The organism is Stenotrophomonas sp. LGBM10 (genome assembly GCF_046736075.1).
Taxonomy (GTDB): domain Bacteria; phylum Pseudomonadota; class Gammaproteobacteria; order Xanthomonadales; family Xanthomonadaceae; genus Stenotrophomonas.
The window spans coordinates 4,166,073-4,183,814 of sequence record NZ_CP177163.1 but is presented as its reverse complement, the minus strand read 5'-3'; the positions used below and the strand labels follow the sequence as shown (position 1 = coordinate 4,183,814).

Below are 17,742 nucleotides of genomic sequence, written 5' to 3'. Positions count from 1 at the left end.
TAGCTCGGCGCTTCTCCGTGCCACTGTGCCAATGCTGTGTCGATGTTCGGCGATTGCCCATCCATCCGCGCAGAAGTGCGGGGCCTGTCTGCCCCAACTTCGCCTCATGCCAGTCCCTGGCAACGAGGATTGAAAACTCCCGTGTAGGTGGCTCGATTTCGTCCTCGGCCACTGCTATGCACAATCGAAGCTGTCTGGGCGACCTCGCAGCGGCCCACCAAGTGGCGCCAAGCCTCCGGCCATTGGTTGGACGACTGCATCCGCGCCGCCGGCGTCCTTGGCGTAGACGTAGCAATCATTCGGCCGTCCTTGGGTGACCAGGCGTCCAGGACGAGCTCTGTTTGCAGGTCGCTTCGCGGAATCCCTGCCCGATCCACGGCATCCACGTACGCTGGCCCTCCGTTGTAGATCACCAGATTTAGCTCGGCCATGAGCGGCTACATCGTGGATGTCCGCCAGCGAGCCGTCGGCGATGGCGGCCTCCCTGCGCGAACTGGTGCCAGCTTCGGAATTACTTTTGCCGAAAATTCTAGAAACCTGTGGTGCCAAGTGCGTAGACGATATGGAATTCGCGGCCAGCACCGCCATGTCTGTGTTGATCTCGTCGGCCCAGCCGCCCTCCGGCGCCGGCGGCACCAGATCCACCGCCGTACCGAACTGCCCAGCCAGCGCGCGCATACACTCCAGGGCGTAGTCACTACCGCTTGCCTTCTGCTGCATCCACACGGTCAGCAGCTCGGCGATCTCGATGGCAACCGACTCACCTTCCGTGCCGTTGAGCTTAGCGCGCAGCGTCTCGGGGTGCATGGACTTGCCACGGCGATCGGCCAGCCAATTGGCGGCCTCGATGACACCGCCCGGCGTCTTGCGCACGGCGTTGTAGAGGCAGTCGAGCCAGTTAATTGAGGAGTACGGCAGGTCATGCGTCGCCTTAGAAAGACGGGCATTTCAAGGTTTCGGGCTGGGCCCGGACGGCGCATCATCTGCGGTATGGACGAAATCAATTCAGGGATAGAGGGCGCCGCCCTCCTTGCGCTAGGCTGGAAGTGCGAACAACACAGCCCGCAAGGAGGGCGACATGAGCAAACTCGATCGATCGGATATCGAACTGATGGCATTGCAGGTGGTGGTGACCGCCATAGCCAAACGGTTCGAGGGGAACAATGAATTCATGGACGACGCCATGCACCACTTGAAGCTTCTGCAAGAGGACTTGGAGACTCGAGCCGAGAAAGAGCTCCTAAACATCGAAGTGCAAACGCTCATCAGCGGCTGACCTTGGAGTCAGGGTCCAGGGTCTCCTGCGCCCTGGCTTCGTCAGGAGCCAGATGGCTGGTCCGCAGGAACTCTCGGGACTTCTTAGCGCTCTCGATTCCGGGGCCGCATCGGCGGCTGGTCGTTCCTGGACGCCCAGCAGCTGCAAAACCTGCGGCAGGGCGGGAACGCCCTTCTCTTCCGGCGAGGCCTCCACCTCCGCAGCCGACAGCTTCAGGAACTTGGCCAAGTGGGCGTCGCTCGTCAGGCACAGCCGGGCACGCAGCGCGCGCTTGCTCCTGCGACTGTCGACCAGTGCACTGATGGCCTGACGCTCGGCCAGGGTCGGCTTGGGCCCGAACACGGCTGATGGGCGGTTACTGGGGCGACGAAGAAAGATTCAGGGCCGCTGGCGCCCGAGCATCCACATGCCGCGCTGGGCCTGCCGCTTGGTGCTGGAGATCACCGCCGTCCGCGTGGAGCGGCTCCAGGCGATCAGCGCGCAGGACTGCCTCGCGGAAGGCATCACCACCAAGTTCAAGGTGGCCGGTGCCGCCGACTACCTCCGCATCCAGTTCCGCGACCTAGGGAACGACACAGGCGGCGACTGGGACAACAACCCGTGGGTGCGGGTCATCGATTTCAAGCGCGTTGAGGTGCAGTCGTGAGCTGGGCCATCAGATACGGCGACCCCTGGAACCGCGACGTGGGCTACGGCGTGCCGGCCACCTGCGACCACCCCGGCTGCTGCGGTCAGGGAATCGACCGTGGGCAGAGCTACGTGTGCGGAGAGCAGCCCCACGGCGGCGAAGAAGCCTGAGGCCTGTTCTTCTGCCTGCAGCACGGCGGCGGTGACCATTGCGCCCGCTGCGCGGTCGGCACCAAACCCTTCATCCCAGCCCCCGAAGTTCCCGCCTGGATGCAGCACAAGCTGACCAGCAGCACATGGCAGCGGTGGCGCGACGAAAGCCCTGACGAAGCCGCGCAGCTGCGCGCCTTGGTAGAGGCCAACCTGGACCAGGTCGCCCCGCCGGTGGCGGTGGCGGTGGCGGTGGCGGCGTGATCGTGCATGTCGCCAAAGACGGTGAGACGTGGTGCGCAGAAAATACCTGCGCACCACAACCGGACTTACTTCTTCTTGTCCGGACGCTGGGTCAGTGCCGAGCCGGCGACCGACTTCTGCGCGGGGGTACTCTTCGGGTTCTTCAGTTGCTCCGAAGCCTTAGTGCCGACCGACTTACCGGTCTTCTCGTCTTTAGCCATTCGATGCACTCCAAGTGGTGCGGGCTATCCCGCAAGGCGGAGCTTATACCGTGACGAACGTCTCTTTTATCAGCTTTTCCCTACCCAATAGCGCGGGACTTCCCTACCTGATCAACCATGCGTTCAAGGCAGGCACCTGCACAAGGTACAGCTCTCCGGAGGACTGGGCCGGCCCAGTGCTCAACCGCAAAGACCGGGAAAACCGCGCGAGACAGGCCGCTTTCCTGATTCAGAAGCTTGAAACCCAGTATCAGGAGTGCAAGAAGCCATGACCCAGACGCAGATCAGCCATCCCGAGGGGCTGCCGGCATGCGCCGCCGGACACCGCTCGTGCCATATCTACGACCTGCGCGGCCTATCCGCCGGCGGTGGGCGCCCGGTCGAATGCCGTTGCAGGGCGACCAGCAAGCACGTAGACCCGATCGTAACGGTGCACAAGGACACCGTGTCGGACTGGTTCGCCAAAGACGCGGCGAAAGCAGGGATCGGCGACCATTTGCACCGCCTGAGACACACTTTTTGCGCGCACATGGTCATCGCAGGCGTTCCTCTGAGACGGGTGCAGATCCTGGCCGGACATGCTGACTACGCGACTACAGAGAAGTACTACGCAGACCTCACCCCAGAAGACGACGGTGCGGTGGGGAAACTCAAACACTGAGGCGAAGGAACAGGGGGTTTTTCCTCACAGGATCAGTCCTTGGACTGAGTATTGCCAAACACACCTTCAAGCCGACGCTGCTTAGCTCTTACCAAATCTTCCGCCTGCTTCACCTTATCGGCTGGATCCAAGGTTAAAAGAACAATACAAACCTGCCAAATAGTTAAGGTTGATACAAGGGCGAACGACATGCCTCTAAAACACTCCTTGTGCTCAAGAGCAAATGCGAAAGATTTAATAACCGGAGCCACGAGTCCAGCAAGCAGAATGATAGCGAGAATAATCGTTGAATGAGAAATTGGAGTCAGGAGCGTATCCATCTTCTGCGCGGGCCCAGCTGATTGAGCCTCACCCCTCAACGTCAGCTTCAGACGCTCCGGATAGGCGATCGCCATCCAGGCGCCGACCACAGCAAAAACGATCGATGCAGTGGTCCTCAAACCCTCGAAGATGGGCCACTGACTGGCAAACGGAATGTTTCGCCCAAACCAGTACCCCGGCAGTGCCGCCAAGAGACAAGCGCCAACTGCTATCCATTTCAGAATGCGCTTCCTGTCCATAAATGTTGCCTCATTTGATCGTCTTCAGCAGCGCGGATTTCCTGAGGGCCGCTGAAGCGGCGATGTTCGACGCGGCGAACACCCCGTTCGTCCCGACAAGATCCAACTCAACTGACGCCGTACAAATTGCGCTACTCAACCAATGAGGCTCGCTCGCCCCTGAGAAAACAAAGCCAAAGTCATTCTCTTTCGCGACAACCAAATGTTCGTTGTCATCTACCAGTGTGATGATTGCCTTCTCATCATTATTTACGTCAACTTCATTCTTAACACGCATCTCTGAGCGACCAGCGTGGCTGGATGATAGCCCAACCAGCTTCAAAAATTGTTGCCATGCAGTGAAGTCTCCAGTGTTCTTAGCAACATCGAGAGTCCGTACACGAATTACTTTTCGGACCTTCTCTGCGTTATCTCTAATGTACTGCGCGCGGTACGTATCACGCTTCACTTGGAAAACGAATCTCGGATGCAAGCTTTGGACGTCGTACTTCTTGCTTTCTCTGTAACCCTCGATGACCACGTCGCCATCCTGCAGGGCGGTTACCACGCCGCGCGTCGAATTCTCCAAGAACAGATTGCAGTAGCGGCGGAATGCATCGAGACCCGGGACGTTGTCCACAACTCTCAAAGTGCCAATCGCATTCTTCTCCGGAACAACCAAAAAGTACGTAGGAAAGCCGGGGATGTACCCCTTCTTGACGCGACTCTTCTCAGCCCTAGCTTCACCAACCAGAGCATCGCCGGACAGTGTATTGACCGACTTCCCGTTACCCTGTACTTGGTTCCAAAGGACAATGGCGTACACGCCATCATCTTCGGACACTCCCGCTACGTAGGTCTTTAGGGTGTTTGGATCCGCAAGCATTTTGGTGTCCACCAGCCTCTTCTTCTTTGTGAAGAAGACCAGCTCATTCACCAGGTATTCCAACGACCCAAAGACGGGCTTAGAGGGATCGCCATGTTTGTAGTAACCGCACGAAGAAACGTCATACCAACGAACAACGGCCTTATATTTCATCTCTTCCCCTGAGAATAGTTTTGGTTCTCGCAACGCCCCACGCATCGCGGCTACGGGCGTGGCCGACGGCAGGATCTTAACAGGACGTGACGGGGCGCACGGAATTGCTCGGCACAGCGATCTCAACGAGTCAATGTCGACATTGACGTCGTCGCCTGCAATTTGCAGTCCGGCCAAAGCTTGCCAAGTATGCCAACCGTGCCAACTCAAGGCCGAAACAGAGCGAAATAGAGCAACTCTTCGCCACGTGGCAAGGCATAAGTCGTTGAATTTGGTGACCCCGGCCCGATTCGAACGGGCGACCTTCCCCTTAGGAGGGGGACGCTCTATCCAGCTGAGCTACGGGGCCATGTGCGGTGCGGGCGTTCCGCGATGCCGCAGGCTGCACGCGGCATGGCGCGCGTGCAGCCGTGAAGGATACCCACATTCAGCGACAGGACCAAGGCCGTCGCCGCGCTGCGGGCGTGCGCGGGGTCAGCGGATGTCCAGTTCCGGGAAGCCCTTGACCAGCTCGTCCACGGCCTTGATCTGGCTCAGGAACGGCTCCAGGGCGGCCAGCGGCAATGCGCTGGGGCCGTCGCAGCGGGCATGGTCCGGGTCGCGGTGTGCTTCCAGGAACAGGCCGGCCAGGCCCAACGCCATGCCCGAACGGGCCAGTTCGGCCACCTGGCGGCGGCGGCCACCGGAGGCTTCGCTGCCGGCATCGCGGCGCTGCAGGCTGTGGGTGACATCGAAGATGGCCGGCAGGCCGCCGGTGGATTCGATCATCTCGCGGAAGCCGAGCATGTCCACGACCAGGTTGTCGTAGCCGAACTGCGCACCGCGCTCGCACAGGATGATCTTCTCGTTGCCCGCTTCGCGGATCTTGGAGACGATGTGGGTGATCTGGGTGGGGCTGAGGAACTGCGGCTTCTTGATGTTGACCGCGCGACCGGTCTGCGCGATGGCCACCACCAGATCGGTCTGGCGCGCCAGGAACGCGGGGATCTGCAGCACGTCCACCACTTCTGCCACCGGCGCCGCTTGGGCAACCTCATGGACGTCGGTGATCACCGGCACGCCGAAGCGGCGCTTGACCTCCTCGAAGATGCGCAGGCCTTCGTCCAGGCCAACACCGCGGAAGGACTTGATCGAGGAGCGGTTGGCCTTGTCGAACGACGCCTTGAACACGTACGGGATGCCGAGCCTGGACGTCACCGTGGTGAAGTGCTCGGCCGCGTGCAGGGTCGAATCGAGGTCTTCGAGCACGTTCAGGCCGCCAAACAGCACGAACGGGAGACGGTTCCCGACGACAACACCTTCCGCAACGGTAACGTTCATTCAGACTCCTGGGGGCGGGACAACCGGGCTGCGGCCACGGGCCGCTCCGGATCAATGCGGCATTCTACCGGGTGACACGTGTACCCGGGGGCACCGGGGCCGCTGATGGGACACGGCGTACCCTGCTAAAATCGGCGTTCTGCATGCCGCCCCCCACCCTGCCAGCGGCTGCGCCCTCTTCGTTACGCAACAGGAGTTTGCATGTCCTCTGACCTGCTCAAGGCCCTTGGCCTCGACGCGACCAACGCTGGCACCTACCTCGGCAACGGCGAGTGGTCCACCGCCACCGACGCCGGCGTGATCACCCCGGTCAACCCGACCACCGGCGAGGCGATCGCCCAGGTGTACGCCACCACCGACGCCGACTACGAAACAATCGTCGCGCGCGCCCAGGAAGCCTTCAAGATCTGGCGCACCACGCCGGCCCCGCGCCGTGGCGAAGCCGTGCGCCTGTGCGGTGAGGCGCTGCGCGCCCACAAGGATGCACTGGGTTCGCTGGTCGCCCTGGAAATGGGCAAGAGCAAGCCCGAAGGCGACGGTGAAGTGCAGGAGATGATCGACATCGCCGACTTCGCCGTGGGCCAGAGCCGCATGCTGTACGGCTACACCATGCATTCCGAGCGCCCGGGCCACCGCATGTACGAGCAGTACCAGCCGCTCGGCCTGGTCGGCATCATCAGCGCGTTCAACTTCCCGGTCGCGGTGTGGGCGTGGAATTCGTTCCTGGCCACCATCTGCGGCGACATCTGCCTGTGGAAGCCGTCCAACAAGACCCCGCTGACCGCCATCGCGTCCATGCGCATCTGCAACGAGGCGCTGCGCGACGGCGGCTTCCCGGACCTGTTCTTCCTGATCAACGATGCCGGCACCGAACTGTCGGAGAAGATGGTGGCCGACAAGCGCGTGCCGCTGATCAGCTTCACCGGTTCGACACAGGTTGGCCGCAAGGTCGCCGAGAAGGTTGCCCATCGTCTGGGCCGCTGCCTGCTGGAACTGGGCGGCAACAACGCGATCATCCTCGATGAAACCGCCGACCTGAAGCTGGCCATCCCCGGCATCGTGTTCGGTGCGGTCGGTACCGCCGGCCAGCGCTGCACCACCACGCGCCGCCTGATCGTGCACGAATCCATCCATGACGACGTGCTGGCCACGCTGATCAAGGCGTACAAGCAGGTGGAAGGCAAGATCGGCGATCCGACCGATCCGGCCAACCTGATGGGCCCGCTCAACAGCGACGGCGCCGTGCAGCAGTTCCTGGCGTCCATCGAGAAGGCCAAGGCCAGCGGCGGCACCGTTGAAACCGGCGGTACCCGCATCGACCGCGCCGGCAACTTCGTGCTGCCGGCGATCGTCACCGGGCTGAAGAACAGCGATGAGGTCGTGCAGCACGAGACCTTCGCGCCGATCCTGTACGTGATGAAGTACAGCACGCTGGACGAGGCCATCGACATGCAGAACGGCGTGCCGCAGGGCCTGTCCTCGTCCATCTTCACCACCAACCTGAAGACCGCCGAGCGCTTCCTGTCGGCAGCCGGGTCGGACTGCGGCATCGCCAACGTCAACATCGGCACGTCCGGTGCGGAGATCGGTGGTGCGTTCGGTGGCGAGAAGGACACCGGCGGCGGTCGCGAATCCGGGTCGGATGCGTGGAAGGTCTACATGCGTCGCCAGACCAACACCATCAACTACTCCGATTCGCTGCCGCTGGCCCAGGGCATCAAGTTCGACCTGTGATCGATTCCGCCGCCAGCCGCGAACCGGCCGGTGGGCCGAAGGGCCCGCGCCTGGATTACACCGGGCGCCGGGTTCTGGTCGCCGGAGGCAGCAAGGGCATCGGGCGGGCGATGGCGCTGGCGTTCGCTGCGGCGGGCGCCCACGTCTCGGTCTGCGCGCGGGGCGAGCCTGGGCTCGCCGCGCTGCGGGCCGACGCCGTGGCGCTCGGCCTGGACCTGCATACCTGCGTGGCCGACCTGTCGCGGCTGGAGGACATCGGCCGCTGGCTGGAGGACGCCGCCCACGCGCTGGGCGGCATCGATGTGCTGGTCAACAACGCAACCGGTTACGGCATGAGCGACGATGAGGCCGGCTGGGAGGCCAGCCTCAGCATCGACCTGATGGCGGCCGTGCGCACCTCGCGGCTGGCGCTGCCCTGGCTGGAACGCGCCGAGCACGCCTGCATTCTCAATCTGGCCTCGATCGCCGCGCAGCAGCCGCGTCCCGGTGGCGCGCCGTACGCGGCGGCCAAGGCCGCGCTGATGCACTACACCACCTCGCAGGCGCTGGGGCTGGCGCCGCGCCGGATCCGCGTCAATGCCATCGCCCCGGGTTCCATCGAGTTCGCCGACGGCCTGTGGGCCCGCCGGCGCGAGCAGGACCGGGCCCTGTACGACCAGACCCTGGCGCGCATCCCGTTCGGCCGCTTCGGCCTGCCGGAGGAGGTCGCCCAGGCCGCGCTGTTCCTGTGCTCGCCGCTGGCGGGCTGGATCACCGGCCACACGCTCAATGTCGATGGCGGCCAGGTCCTGATGGGATGATGGCAGCGCAACGCCTATCATCGTCCCTGGCAGCGCCCCGGGTCTTCGGCGGCCTGGCGCCGCCGGTCGCTCTCCCATGACGAGGTGCCCATGAGCCATTCCGATTCCACCGAACGCTTCAGCAACCGCGTCGCCGACTACGTCCGCTATCGCCCCGACTATCCCCCGGCCCTGCTCGACTGGCTGCACCAGGACATCGGCGTGTCGCCCGATACCTTGGTGGCCGACATCGGCGCCGGCACCGGCATCTCCACCCGCCTCTTCCTGGCCGCCGGCCATCCGGTGATCGCGGTGGAGCCCAACGCCGCCATGCGCGCCGCCGCCGAGCAGTGGCTGAGCCCGGACTACCTGCGCCTGAAAGTGGTCGACGGCACCGCCGAAGCCACCACCTTGGCCCGTGACAGTGTCGGCCTGGTCGCTGCCGCGCAGGCCTTCCACTGGTTCGATACCGACGCGGTGCGCCAGGAATGGGCGCGCATCCTGCACCCGGGCGGCCTGGCGCTGGTGTTCTGGAATTCGCGCCTGCTGGACAGCTCGCCGTTCCTGATCGGCTACGAACAACTGCTGCTCGAATTCGGCACCGACTACACCGCCGTGGCCGAGCGCTACCAGGACGACGACACCATGCGCGCCTGGTTCGGCGAGGGGCTGCGCGGCATCGCGCGGCTGCCCAACGTCCAATGGCTGGACCTGGACGGCCTGCGCGGCCGCCTGCTGTCCTCCTCCTATGCACCGCCGGCCGGCCACCCGCGCCATGCGGCGATGCTCGATGCCCTGCAACGCCTGTTCGACGCCCACGCGGTGGATGGACGGGTCGCCTTTGAATACCAAACCCGTGCCTTCATCGGCACGCTGGACTGACACGATCCCATGTACTCCCTTGCCCGCCCCTTCCTGTTCTCCCTGGACGCCGAACGCGCCCACGGCCTTGGCCTGAGCGCGCTGGACCTGGCCTACCGCACCGGCACCAGCCCGCTGCTGGCCCGCCGCGCCGCGCCGATGCCGACCACCGCGTTCGGCCTCACGTTCCCCAACCCGGTGGGCCTCGCGGCCGGCCTGGACAAGAACGGCGAGCACATCGACGCGCTGCTGGCGCTGGGTTTCGGCTTTGTCGAGATCGGCACCATCACCCCGCGTCCGCAGGAAGGCAATCCGAAACCGCGCCTGTTCCGGCTGCCCAGGCACCAGGCCATCATCAACCGGATGGGCTTCAACAACCTCGGCGTGGATGCGCTGGTGCGCAACGTCGAACGCGCGCAGCGCCGCCACGGGCTGCTCGGCATCAACATCGGCAAGAACAAGGACACCCCCAACGAGCAGGCGTTCGACGACTACCAGCACTGCCTGCAGAAGGTGTATCCGCTGGCCGACTACATCACCGTCAACATCTCCTCGCCCAACACTGCCGGCCTGCGCGAGCTGCAGGAGGAAACCGCGCTGCGGCAACTGATCTCGCAGTTGCGCGAGAGCCAGGAAAGCCTGGCCGCGCGGCATGGCAAACGGGTACCGATGCTGGTCAAGGTCGCCCCGGACCTGAGCGACCGCGACATCGACGCCGCCGCGCGCGTGCTGGGCGAACTGAAGGTGGACGGTGTGATCGCCACCAACACCACCATCGACCGCAGTGCGGTGGCCGGCGACCCGCGCGCGTCCGAAGCCGGCGGCCTGTCCGGCGCCCCGCTGCTGGGCCAGTCCACCCTGGTGCTGCGCCGCCTGCGCGCGCGCCTGCCCGAGTCGATGCCGTTGATCGGCGTTGGCGGCATCCAGTCCGGCGCCGATGCAGTCGCCAAGATGGCGGCCGGCGCAGCGCTGGTGCAGTGCTATAGCGGCCTCATCTTCCGTGGACCGGAGCTGGTTCACGAGTGCGTGGAGGCGATCCGTCGCCGCCGCGAAGCCCCCAGCCGCGGCGCGGTGGCCCCCCTGTGATGAGTGCATCGATGCCGGCCTGGACCCTGACTGAAAACGCCTCCCTGAAGGCCCTGAACACCTTCCACGTCGACGCCGTCGCCGCGCAGCTGCTGGAGGTCTTTGAACCCTCGGTGCTGCCGGAGGTGCTGGCCCTGCCGCAGGTGGCCGGGCAGCCGCTGCTGGTCATCGGCAGCGGCAGCAATGTGCTGATCGCCGGCGACGTGGCCGGCACCGTGCTGGTGTTCGCCAACCGCAACATCGAGATCCTCGAACACCGCGCCGACCACACCGTGGTCCGTGCCGGCGCCGGGGTGAACTGGCACGGGCTGGTGATGTGGTCCCTGCAGCAGGGCCTGTCCGGGCTGGAGAACCTCGCACTGATCCCCGGCACCGCCGGTGCCAGCCCGATCCAGAACATCGGCGCCTACGGTGCGCAGGTGGGCGAGTTCATCCAGGCGGTGGACGCATGGGACCGCGTCGAACAGACCTGGGTGCGGCTGGATACCGAGGCATGCCGGTTCGGCTACCGCGACAGCGTGTTCAAGCACGAACCGGACCGTTACCTGATCACCTCGATCGAACTGCGCCTGCCGCTGCTGCACGAACTGCGGCTCGGCTATGCCGGCATCGGCGAGGAAATGCAGGCGATGGGCGTGGAGCTGCCGGTGGCGGCCGATGTTGCCAACGCGGTGATCAACATCCGCCGCCGCAAACTGCCCGACCCGGACGTGCTGGGCAACGCGGGCAGCTTCTTCAAAAACCCGGTGCTGCCCCTGGAGCAGGTGGAGGTGCTGCTGCAGCACTACCCCGAGCTGCCGGTGTTCGCGGCCGACCAGGACGACCGCCGCAAGGTGTCGGCCGCCTGGATGATCGAAACCTGTGGCTGGAAGGGCTACCGCGACGGCGATGCCGGCGTGGCGCCCAGCCATGCGCTGGTGCTGGTCAACTACGGCAGTGCCAGCGGCGAGCAGCTGCTGGCACTGGCCCGGCGCATCTCGGCGTCGGTGCTGGAGACCTTCGGCGTGCCCATCGAACCGGAACCCCGGCTGATCGGCGCCCAGTGGTGAGCCCGCCGGTTGCGCTGCCCGCGCCCACGCCCGCGCGTGCGGCGCTGCTGATGCTGGGCAGCACCCTGGCCTTCGGGCTGATGGCGGTGGCGATCCGCTACGCCACCCGCTACGTGCCCACACAGGAAGTGGCGTTCTTCCGCAATGCCTTCGGCCTGCTGGCGCTGTTGCCGATGCTGATGCGCCCGGGCCGTTCGCCGTTGAAGACCCGGCAGTTGCCGCGTTACTTCCTGCGCAGCGCGATCGGCCTGGCCTCGATGCTGTGTGCGTTCTGGGCGATCGGCCACCTGCCGATGTCGCAGGCGATCTCGCTGTCCTACTCCACCCCGCTGTTTGTGACCATCGCCGCGGTGCTGTGGCTGGGCGAGACGGTGCGGATACGACGCTGGGCCGCGGTGATCTGCGGCTTCATCGGCGTGCTGATCATCGTGCGCCCCGGCTCAGAGAGCTTTACGCCCGGCACGCTGGTGGCGGTGGCGGCGGCGGTGCTCAGTTCGCTCGTGGCGATCCAGATCAAGCAGCTCACCCGCGTGGACAGCGCCGATACCGTGGTGTTCTACACGTACGTGTTCTGGGTGCCGTTGTCGCTGGTGCCGGCGCTGTTCGTGTGGACCTGGCCGACCGGCATGGCGTGGGTATGGCTGGCCGCCACCGGCGTGATGGGCACCATCGGGCAGCTGCTGTGGACGCGGGCGCTGCGGCTGGGCGAGGTATCCGCACTGACCCCGATCAGCTTCATGCAGCTGCCGCTGGTGAGCCTGTTCGGCTGGCTGCTGTTCAACGAAACGCTGGACCGCTACACGGTGATTGGCGCCGGCATCATCCTGGCCGCCAATGCCTATATCGCGCACCGTGAAGCGGTGCTGGCGCGCCGCGCGGCCAGCCAGGCGGCCACCTCGGCAGCAACGCCGGGCGAGTAAGGGCGCTTCAGCCCACGGCCGCCCGCCAACTGCGCGCGGCCGCATCCACCACGTTGCCGGCCGCGAACTGCTCGGCCATGTAGCGCAGCGCCTGCCGCCGCTGCGCCGGCCGCCGCGCGGTGGCGCCCGGTTCGAGCAGCAGGTCGTGGAATTCCTGCACATCGTGCAGGATCCGCCAGTGCCGGTAATACGCCAGCCAGCGCCGGTCGATGACGGTCTCGCCATACCCCGAGGCGAAACCCGGCGGGTCCTCGCGGCCCCAGCGTCCGCCGACCGCTGCGCCCATGAACATCAGGTCGCGCTCGCGCGGCGCCATCAGCATGCCGTCCCAGTCGATCAGGCACAGCCGTTCGTCCGCGCAGACCAGTACGTTGCCCGCATGCAGATCGGCGTGGCACAGCACCCGCGCCGGGCGGCCGGTGAGCCGGCCGCGCAGCGTCACGCAGCGCTGCCAGACCTCCAGAAGCCGCAGGCGGTGCTGCCGCCACAGCGCGAGGTACTCGCTGCCCAACGCATCGGGTACCAGGCCGGGATCACCCGCCCGATGCAGCCACGCCCCAACCCGCTCCACCGCCGTGTCGTCATCGAAGCTCGCCTGTGCCAGCGTCACCGCCAGCGCGCACGGCAGGCGCGTGTCGTGCAGGCGGCGCAGCACCTGCCCCAGCCGTTGCCATTGCCGCTGCGACAGCGCGACCTCGAACCCGGACGGGGCATCCACATAGGGAAACAGCGTCCACTGCAGGCCGCACACGTCCAGTGCCGGGCGACCGGTGCGGGTGGGTTGCGGGGCGACGATCTCGGTGATGCCCGTGGTGTAGCGCAGGTGCTGCAGCACCTTCCAGACGCCGTCGTCCACCGCGTGGCGGCGGCACTTCAGCCACCACTGGCCGCCGCCGGGCGTTGCTATCTGGTAGACAGTCGCACCGGCATCGGCACCGGCCGGACGCTGTACGACCGATTCGACCTGCACGCCGTAGGCCTGCGCCAGCACCTCGCCGATCTGCGTTGAAGACAGCTCCTGCGGATGCAGCATCCCCCCTCCGGCGATCGGCCAGTCTCAACTATCGCAGAACCGGTGGGCCGCACACAGCGTCACCGGTCACAACGTATCGCCTTCATCCCATTGCAGCAGTGCCTGCCATCGTCTGCAGTTCCCGCTGCAGCAACGCAGCCACTTCCTCGTGCTGGAACTGGGTGACGAACAGCGGCACCGCGAACACGAACTGCGCCCCGTCGCCCTCGCGCCGGATCACATACGCCAGCTGCAGCCGGGCCAGCGCGCGCCGCAACTGCTCCGGGTCCACCTGCACGCCGGCCGCATCGAACACCGACAGCAGCGCGGTCAACGACGTGGCGCGCGCACCGGCGGTGGCCAGACGCGCGCAGGCCAGGTGGTAGACCACGATCCGGTCGATCCGGCACGCCAGTGGATCCGGGCTCAGCCGCGCCCAGCCGGCGAGCGCATCGAACACCGGTTCGGCCGCGAGCGCGGCATGCAGCTGGCCAGCGTCGATCAGCCGCTGGCCGCGCTGCAACTGGGCCAGCAGTTGCTGGCAGACGATGGCCACCAGGTTGGCGCGCCGGCCGCAGGCGACCACCAGTTGCCGCGGCAGGTCCGGCTCGGCGAAGTGCACGCCCAACCGCGCCATCGGGGTCGTGGCGAGCGCCTGGCACGCCACGTCTTCCAGGCCGCCCACGTGGATCACCTCACCGAAGTTGCGCAGCGGCGAGGCGAAGTCCAGCGTCACCGCCTCGTACAGGTCCCAGAAGCCGGCCAGCATGAAGTGACAGCGCCCCTCCTCGCTCAGCGCGCGCAGCGCCGCCAGGTGCGGGTAACCCTGCTCCGCTTCGTGGCGCAGGAACAGGTCGGTTTCGTCGATCAGCAGCAGCACCCGCCGGCCGCCGGCGCGGGTGGCAAGTGCGGCCACCAGCGCGTCGATGCCGGTGGCCTCGGGCAAACCGAGTTCCAGCGCCAGGCGCACCGTCAGCCGGTGATCGCGCAGCGACAGATAGCAGCAGTACACACGGGGATGGTCGACGAAGCGGCGTGCGATCGCCTTCATCAGACTGGTCTTGCCGAGCTGGCGACCGCCCACCAGCAGGTAGTTGCCCGGCTCCCGGTTGAGCACCCGCGCCAGCACGTCCTCGCGCCCGAAGAACGCCGCCGGCCGGGTGATGCCGCCGTGGGTCTGGTAGGGCGAAATACGTGTCGCCTGCAGTTGCCGGGCCAGCAGCGCCACCAGTCCGTCCATCGCAGCAGGCTGCAGCAGCCAGCGGGTCTGCGCCGCCTGGTCCAGGCACACGCACAGGTTCACCGGGTCGTCGGTGTAGGCCATCAACGCCGGCTCCACCGCCAACGACGGGCTCACCACCAGCACCACGTCCTGCCCGTTGGGCATCGCGCGCAGCCGTTGCACCAGTGCATCACCTGACAGCGTCGGGTCCGGCAGGTACAGCCACAGCCGTTCCAGCGCGAGCGGCAGGCTGGCCGGCAGCGTCCATTCGCGGACGTCGCCAGGCAGCGACCAGCCCGGTGCCGGCGCATCGACGGCGCCGATCCGCGCGGCCAGCTGCGCGGCACGCGCTACCGGTGCCGCATCGACGTGGCGCAATGCCTCACGCCAGCGCACGCTGGCCACCCCGGCATCGCCGAGCACCCGCCCGCGCAGACGCAGCCAGCCCAACTGCCGGTCCAGCCGGGGCAGCTGCTGCAGCGGTTGGGACAGCAGCGCCCGCGGCTCGCGCACGATGGTCGCCACGGCCGGCCGCAGCCGCCACCAGATCAGCGCTGCGGCCAGCAGCACGGTCAGCGCCAGGCCCAGCAGCAGCGTCAGCCACTGCACGATCGTCCACGGCGCGCTGCTGCGGCAGTTCGGCGCCAGCCATCGTGACGGTGGCGACGGGTCGCCCGGCTGGCAGGTCCAATGCTGCGTCTTCGGGTCCAGCCGCTGTTCGATCACCGTACCCGGCAGGCCGGAACGGGCTGGAAAGCGGTCGGTGTAGCGGAAACGCAGCACCCACGGCGCCGGCAGCTCCGCGCGTACGGTCGCCTCGGCCGGATCGTGGACACCCGGCACGCTCACCTGCGCAGGCCACTGCTCATGCACCAGCCAATAGGTCAGCGCTTCCTCGCGCAGGAACATCATGTCGATGTGCGCCTGCTGGATGAGCATCAGCGATTCGCGGTCGCGCTGCATCCGCCATGCGGACCACGGGTTGAGCCACGGCACGAACAGCAGGCTGACCAGGAACCAGGTGCCCGCCGCGATCAGCAGCAGGCGCCACAACCGCCATCGGGGCCGGTTCATGCCGGCACATCCTCCAGCGAATCGATCACCTGCCGCACGGCGCGGCGGATCGCATTGCAGCGCCACGCCAGCCAGCTGCCCTGCGCCTGCGTGCGTGGCGTCAGCAGGTTATGCCAGTACAACTGGCGCAGCAGCGGATCCACGAGGTACGGACGTGCGGGCGCGATCTGCTCGCGCTGCAGCCAGCCGCCAATCGCCGCGCGTGCCGCGCCGTCGCGCAGCAGCGGCAGCAGCGCGTCCCACAGGCGCGGGTGGTTGGACAGCTGCTCCTCCAGTTGCGCATCACTCACCGGCGCGGCGGGATCGGCCAGCAGCGCCAGTGCCGCCTGGGCCAGCAGCGGATGGCCACCGGATACCTGCAGCGCGCGCTCAAGCACCGTCTCGGGCAGCACGGCGCCGGCGCGGCGCAGGTCGGCCACGCGCAGTTCCGGCCAGGTTTCACTGGCGGCGATGTTGAGCAGCGACAGGTCACCGCCCTGGTATTTGAGATCGGCCAGCGCCGCGCCGCCGCAGATCAGCAGGTGCAGCTTGCCGCTGTACATTTCGCTCAGGCTGCGCAGGATGCCCGCCAGCACATCGCGTGGGCCGGGTGCCCCCTGCTCGAAGCGGCTCACCAGGCAGAACAGCGCGCCGGGCTGCTGCAGGCGCTGCGCGAGCGCCGCCTCGAAACCGGCATCCGTGCTGACGCCCTCCAGCCCGCATTGCGCGGCCAGCGAGGCGAAGTAGTCCTGGTCGCCCTCACCGGCGCGGAACGGCGGCTGCAGATGCAGCACCCGCCCGCTGCCGTAGCGTGCCGCCGCTTCGGCCAGCATCGCCGCACGCTCGGGCGGCTGGCCCCAGTGCGCCTGGGTCAGCAGCAGCGCCACCGGATACGGCCGCAGTTGCTGCAGGCGGTTGAACAGGCCCACCACGGTCTCGGGAATCTGCACCGCCGGCAGTGCAACGGCCACCTCGGCAGCGACGGCCTCGGTCGGGAACTCCGGTTCGAAGCCGGCCGCCTGCAGCAGGCCGTTGCTCTCCGCTTCGGTCAACCGCAGATAGTTGGCGCAGGCCAGCACCCGGTCGCGATGGCGGCGGCTGGGCAAGGATGCTCCGGACCGCCAGTTGTTCACCGCCTCGCGGCTGATGCCGATCTCGCTGGCCACCCCGCCGGCACTGGCCCGGATCCGGCGCATATGGCGGGACAACAGGTCCGCGAATTCCGGAGCGGGCATGGCGGGCGACCAGGGCAGGAAGGAATCGGCCAACTTACCCGGCCCCGTTCGGCTGTCAACCAGTGCGGTCATGACGGTGGCTCAGCCTGCCGCGACCGGCGCTGCCTGGCGGACGAACAGGCGCCGGGTCACCAGCAGGTGCACCAGGAACGCCAGGCCCGCCAGCATCAGCAGTGCGCCCACCAGCCGCCCCAGCACTGCGCCAAGGCCCTGCTGCGCCTGCAGGCGTTCCAGCCGTTCAAAACGCGCTGGATCGGCACGGGCGTAGGCCACGGTGACCTGCGCTGCATCGCCCAGGTAGGGCGCGGCGTTGTCTTCGCTGGTGGTGAAGTGACCGGTGTGCGGCACGCCATCGACGTCGAAGACGTAACGGAACTGGTAAGTGTGCGAGACCCGCCCTTTGTGCCGCTTCTCGTCGATGGTGTCCAGCGTGACCGGCGCCTCCACGGTTACCGCATCCTTGAGAATGGCCTGGGCCCGAAGGTGGCCGCCCAGCGCGGAGGTGGCGAACACGGCCACAAGCACCCCATAGGCCGCCACACACAGCCAGCGGGAGGCACGCACCAGGCGGGCGTGGGCGGTATCGGAAACAGGAATGCGGATCATGACTCTCCCCAGGATTGATCGCGACGGATCGGCTACGCCGGCAGCGACATGCGCCGGCAACGGGGAGAAAGTCTGCGTGGTGCGGCTGCGTGCGTGAACCGCCAGCCCG

General features: G+C 66.5%; 20 protein-coding genes and 1 tRNA gene. 11 read left to right on the top strand and 10 right to left on the bottom strand.

Annotated features, from left to right (window positions below):
• Positions 1-174 precede the first annotated feature (174 nt).
• A complete protein-coding gene (locus ACLB90_RS18460; protein WP_411850812.1) occupies positions 175-873 on the bottom strand; it encodes a hypothetical protein in 699 nt (232 codons plus the stop codon).
• Between the two features lie 205 nt (positions 874-1,078).
• Here ACLB90_RS18460 and ACLB90_RS18455 point away from each other — a divergent pair, with 205 nt between their 5' ends.
• From ACLB90_RS18455 to ACLB90_RS18445, 3 genes are all read left to right on the top strand, one after another.
• Positions 1,079-1,276 (top strand): hypothetical protein, encoded by a 198-nt coding sequence (locus ACLB90_RS18455; RefSeq protein ID WP_411850811.1) that lies wholly within the window; start codon positions 1,079-1,081, stop codon positions 1,274-1,276.
• A 406-nt stretch (positions 1,277-1,682) separates the two neighbouring features.
• Positions 1,683-1,922, top strand: coding sequence for a hypothetical protein (locus ACLB90_RS18450; protein ID WP_411850810.1), 240 nt, complete (start codon positions 1,683-1,685; stop codon positions 1,920-1,922).
• Between the two features lie 251 nt (positions 1,923-2,173).
• A complete protein-coding gene (locus tag ACLB90_RS18445; RefSeq protein ID WP_411850809.1) occupies positions 2,174-2,317 on the top strand; it encodes a hypothetical protein in 144 nt (47 codons plus the stop codon).
• 65 nt (positions 2,318-2,382) lie between these two features.
• Here the strand turns inward: ACLB90_RS18445 and ACLB90_RS18440 are convergent, their stop codons facing one another.
• Complete coding sequence (locus tag ACLB90_RS18440; RefSeq protein WP_411850808.1) at positions 2,383-2,517, bottom strand: hypothetical protein; 135 nt, start codon at positions 2,515-2,517, stop codon at positions 2,383-2,385.
• Positions 2,518-2,567: 50 nt separating this feature from the next.
• On the opposite strand from ACLB90_RS18440, the gene ACLB90_RS18435 reads away from it, so the two are divergent.
• Both ACLB90_RS18435 and ACLB90_RS18430 read left to right on the top strand, forming a co-directional pair.
• On the top strand, positions 2,568-2,789 hold the full coding sequence (locus ACLB90_RS18435; RefSeq protein ID WP_411850807.1) for a hypothetical protein: 222 nt from the start codon (positions 2,568-2,570) through the stop codon (positions 2,787-2,789).
• Positions 2,786-3,178, top strand: coding sequence for a tyrosine-type recombinase/integrase (locus ACLB90_RS18430; RefSeq protein ID WP_411850806.1), 393 nt, complete (start codon positions 2,786-2,788; stop codon positions 3,176-3,178). The genes ACLB90_RS18435 and ACLB90_RS18430 overlap by 4 nt, the downstream gene beginning before the upstream one ends.
• A gap of 32 nt (positions 3,179-3,210) precedes the next feature.
• Here the strand turns inward: ACLB90_RS18430 and ACLB90_RS18425 are convergent, their stop codons facing one another.
• From ACLB90_RS18425 to kdsA, 4 genes are all read right to left on the bottom strand, one after another.
• Complete coding sequence (locus tag ACLB90_RS18425) at positions 3,211-3,738, bottom strand: hypothetical protein (protein WP_411850805.1); 528 nt, start codon at positions 3,736-3,738, stop codon at positions 3,211-3,213.
• Positions 3,739-3,748: 10 nt separating this feature from the next.
• Positions 3,749-4,654: a hypothetical protein gene (locus ACLB90_RS18420; protein ID WP_411850804.1), complete on the bottom strand. Its 906-nt coding sequence runs from the start codon at positions 4,652-4,654 to the stop codon at positions 3,749-3,751.
• A 374-nt stretch (positions 4,655-5,028) separates the two neighbouring features.
• Positions 5,029-5,105: transfer RNA gene (locus tag ACLB90_RS18415), tRNA-Arg, on the bottom strand.
• Positions 5,106-5,230: 125 nt separating this feature from the next.
• Positions 5,231-6,076, bottom strand: coding sequence for a 3-deoxy-8-phosphooctulonate synthase (kdsA, locus tag ACLB90_RS18410; protein WP_411850803.1), 846 nt, complete (start codon positions 6,074-6,076; stop codon positions 5,231-5,233).
• A 201-nt stretch (positions 6,077-6,277) separates the two neighbouring features.
• Between kdsA and ACLB90_RS18405 the strand changes: the two genes are divergently transcribed.
• The 6 genes from ACLB90_RS18405 (at position 6,278) to ACLB90_RS18380 (ending at position 12,505) form a co-directional block, all read left to right on the top strand.
• Positions 6,278-7,810 carry an aldehyde dehydrogenase family protein gene (locus tag ACLB90_RS18405; protein ID WP_411850802.1) on the top strand — a complete coding sequence of 511 codons (1,533 nt, stop codon included), beginning with the start codon at positions 6,278-6,280 and terminating at the stop codon, positions 7,808-7,810.
• On the top strand, positions 7,810-8,610 hold the full coding sequence (locus ACLB90_RS18400) for an SDR family NAD(P)-dependent oxidoreductase (protein ID WP_411852797.1): 801 nt from the start codon (positions 7,810-7,812) through the stop codon (positions 8,608-8,610). Before ACLB90_RS18405 ends, ACLB90_RS18400 begins: the two co-directional genes overlap by 1 nt.
• A 90-nt stretch (positions 8,611-8,700) precedes the next feature.
• Positions 8,701-9,471, top strand: coding sequence for a class I SAM-dependent methyltransferase (locus tag ACLB90_RS18395; protein WP_411850801.1), 771 nt, complete (start codon positions 8,701-8,703; stop codon positions 9,469-9,471).
• 9 nt (positions 9,472-9,480) lie between these two features.
• Positions 9,481-10,536, top strand: a complete 1,056-nt coding sequence (locus ACLB90_RS18390; protein WP_411850800.1) for a quinone-dependent dihydroorotate dehydrogenase — start codon at positions 9,481-9,483, stop codon at positions 10,534-10,536.
• Positions 10,533-11,585, top strand: a complete 1,053-nt coding sequence (murB, locus tag ACLB90_RS18385; RefSeq protein ID WP_411850799.1) for a UDP-N-acetylmuramate dehydrogenase — start codon at positions 10,533-10,535, stop codon at positions 11,583-11,585. Before ACLB90_RS18390 ends, murB begins: the two co-directional genes overlap by 4 nt.
• 50 nt (positions 11,586-11,635) lie before the next feature.
• Positions 11,636-12,505, top strand: a complete 870-nt coding sequence (locus ACLB90_RS18380) for a DMT family transporter (RefSeq protein WP_411852796.1) — start codon at positions 11,636-11,638, stop codon at positions 12,503-12,505.
• A 7-nt stretch (positions 12,506-12,512) separates the two neighbouring features.
• On the opposite strand, the gene ACLB90_RS18375 is transcribed toward ACLB90_RS18380, so the two are convergent.
• The 4 genes from ACLB90_RS18375 to ACLB90_RS18360 all read right to left on the bottom strand — a co-directional run bounded on the left by ACLB90_RS18375 (position 12,513) and on the right by ACLB90_RS18360 (position 17,633).
• Positions 12,513-13,538 carry a phosphotransferase gene (locus ACLB90_RS18375; RefSeq protein WP_411850798.1) on the bottom strand — a complete coding sequence of 342 codons (1,026 nt, stop codon included), beginning with the start codon at positions 13,536-13,538 and terminating at the stop codon, positions 12,513-12,515.
• Positions 13,539-13,620: 82 nt separating this feature from the next.
• A complete protein-coding gene (locus ACLB90_RS18370; protein WP_411850797.1) occupies positions 13,621-15,813 on the bottom strand; it encodes an AAA family ATPase in 2,193 nt (730 codons plus the stop codon).
• Positions 15,810-17,027, bottom strand: a complete 1,218-nt coding sequence (locus ACLB90_RS18365; RefSeq protein ID WP_411850796.1) for a hypothetical protein — start codon at positions 17,025-17,027, stop codon at positions 15,810-15,812. Before ACLB90_RS18365 ends, ACLB90_RS18370 begins: the two co-directional genes overlap by 4 nt.
• Positions 17,028-17,108: 81 nt before the next feature.
• On the bottom strand, positions 17,109-17,633 hold the full coding sequence (locus tag ACLB90_RS18360) for a DUF3592 domain-containing protein (RefSeq protein ID WP_411850795.1): 525 nt from the start codon (positions 17,631-17,633) through the stop codon (positions 17,109-17,111).
• Positions 17,634-17,742 lie beyond the last annotated feature (109 nt).

What these genes read in the sequence shown, in the direction of transcription:
- ACLB90_RS18380 (WP_411852796.1), top strand. Translation starts at nt 11,636, where the DNA reads ATGCTGGGCAGCACCCTGGCCTTCGGGCTGATGGCGGTGGCGATCCGC.
- ACLB90_RS18375 (WP_411850798.1), bottom strand. Translation starts at nt 13,538, where the DNA reads ATGCTGCATCCGCAGGAGCTGTCTTCAACGCAGATCGGCGAGGTGCTG.
- ACLB90_RS18455 (WP_411850811.1), top strand. Translation starts at nt 1,079, where the DNA reads ATGAGCAAACTCGATCGATCGGATATCGAACTGATGGCATTGCAGGTG.
- ACLB90_RS18365 (WP_411850796.1), bottom strand. Translation starts at nt 17,027, where the DNA reads ATGCCCGCTCCGGAATTCGCGGACCTGTTGTCCCGCCATATGCGCCGG.
- ACLB90_RS18425 (WP_411850805.1), bottom strand. Translation starts at nt 3,738, where the DNA reads ATGGACAGGAAGCGCATTCTGAAATGGATAGCAGTTGGCGCTTGTCTC.
- ACLB90_RS18440 (WP_411850808.1), bottom strand. Translation starts at nt 2,517, where the DNA reads ATGGCTAAAGACGAGAAGACCGGTAAGTCGGTCGGCACTAAGGCTTCG.
- ACLB90_RS18390 (WP_411850800.1), top strand. Translation starts at nt 9,481, where the DNA reads ATGTACTCCCTTGCCCGCCCCTTCCTGTTCTCCCTGGACGCCGAACGC.
- ACLB90_RS18370 (WP_411850797.1), bottom strand. Translation starts at nt 15,813, where the DNA reads ATGAACCGGCCCCGATGGCGGTTGTGGCGCCTGCTGCTGATCGCGGCG.
- ACLB90_RS18360 (WP_411850795.1), bottom strand. Translation starts at nt 17,633, where the DNA reads ATGATCCGCATTCCTGTTTCCGATACCGCCCACGCCCGCCTGGTGCGT.
- kdsA (WP_411850803.1), bottom strand. Translation starts at nt 6,076, where the DNA reads ATGAACGTTACCGTTGCGGAAGGTGTTGTCGTCGGGAACCGTCTCCCG.
- ACLB90_RS18395 (WP_411850801.1), top strand. Translation starts at nt 8,701, where the DNA reads ATGAGCCATTCCGATTCCACCGAACGCTTCAGCAACCGCGTCGCCGAC.
- ACLB90_RS18450 (WP_411850810.1), top strand. Translation starts at nt 1,683, where the DNA reads ATGCCGCGCTGGGCCTGCCGCTTGGTGCTGGAGATCACCGCCGTCCGC.
- ACLB90_RS18430 (WP_411850806.1), top strand. Translation starts at nt 2,786, where the DNA reads ATGACCCAGACGCAGATCAGCCATCCCGAGGGGCTGCCGGCATGCGCC.
- ACLB90_RS18445 (WP_411850809.1), top strand. Translation starts at nt 2,174, where the DNA reads ATGCAGCACAAGCTGACCAGCAGCACATGGCAGCGGTGGCGCGACGAA.
- ACLB90_RS18405 (WP_411850802.1), top strand. Translation starts at nt 6,278, where the DNA reads ATGTCCTCTGACCTGCTCAAGGCCCTTGGCCTCGACGCGACCAACGCT.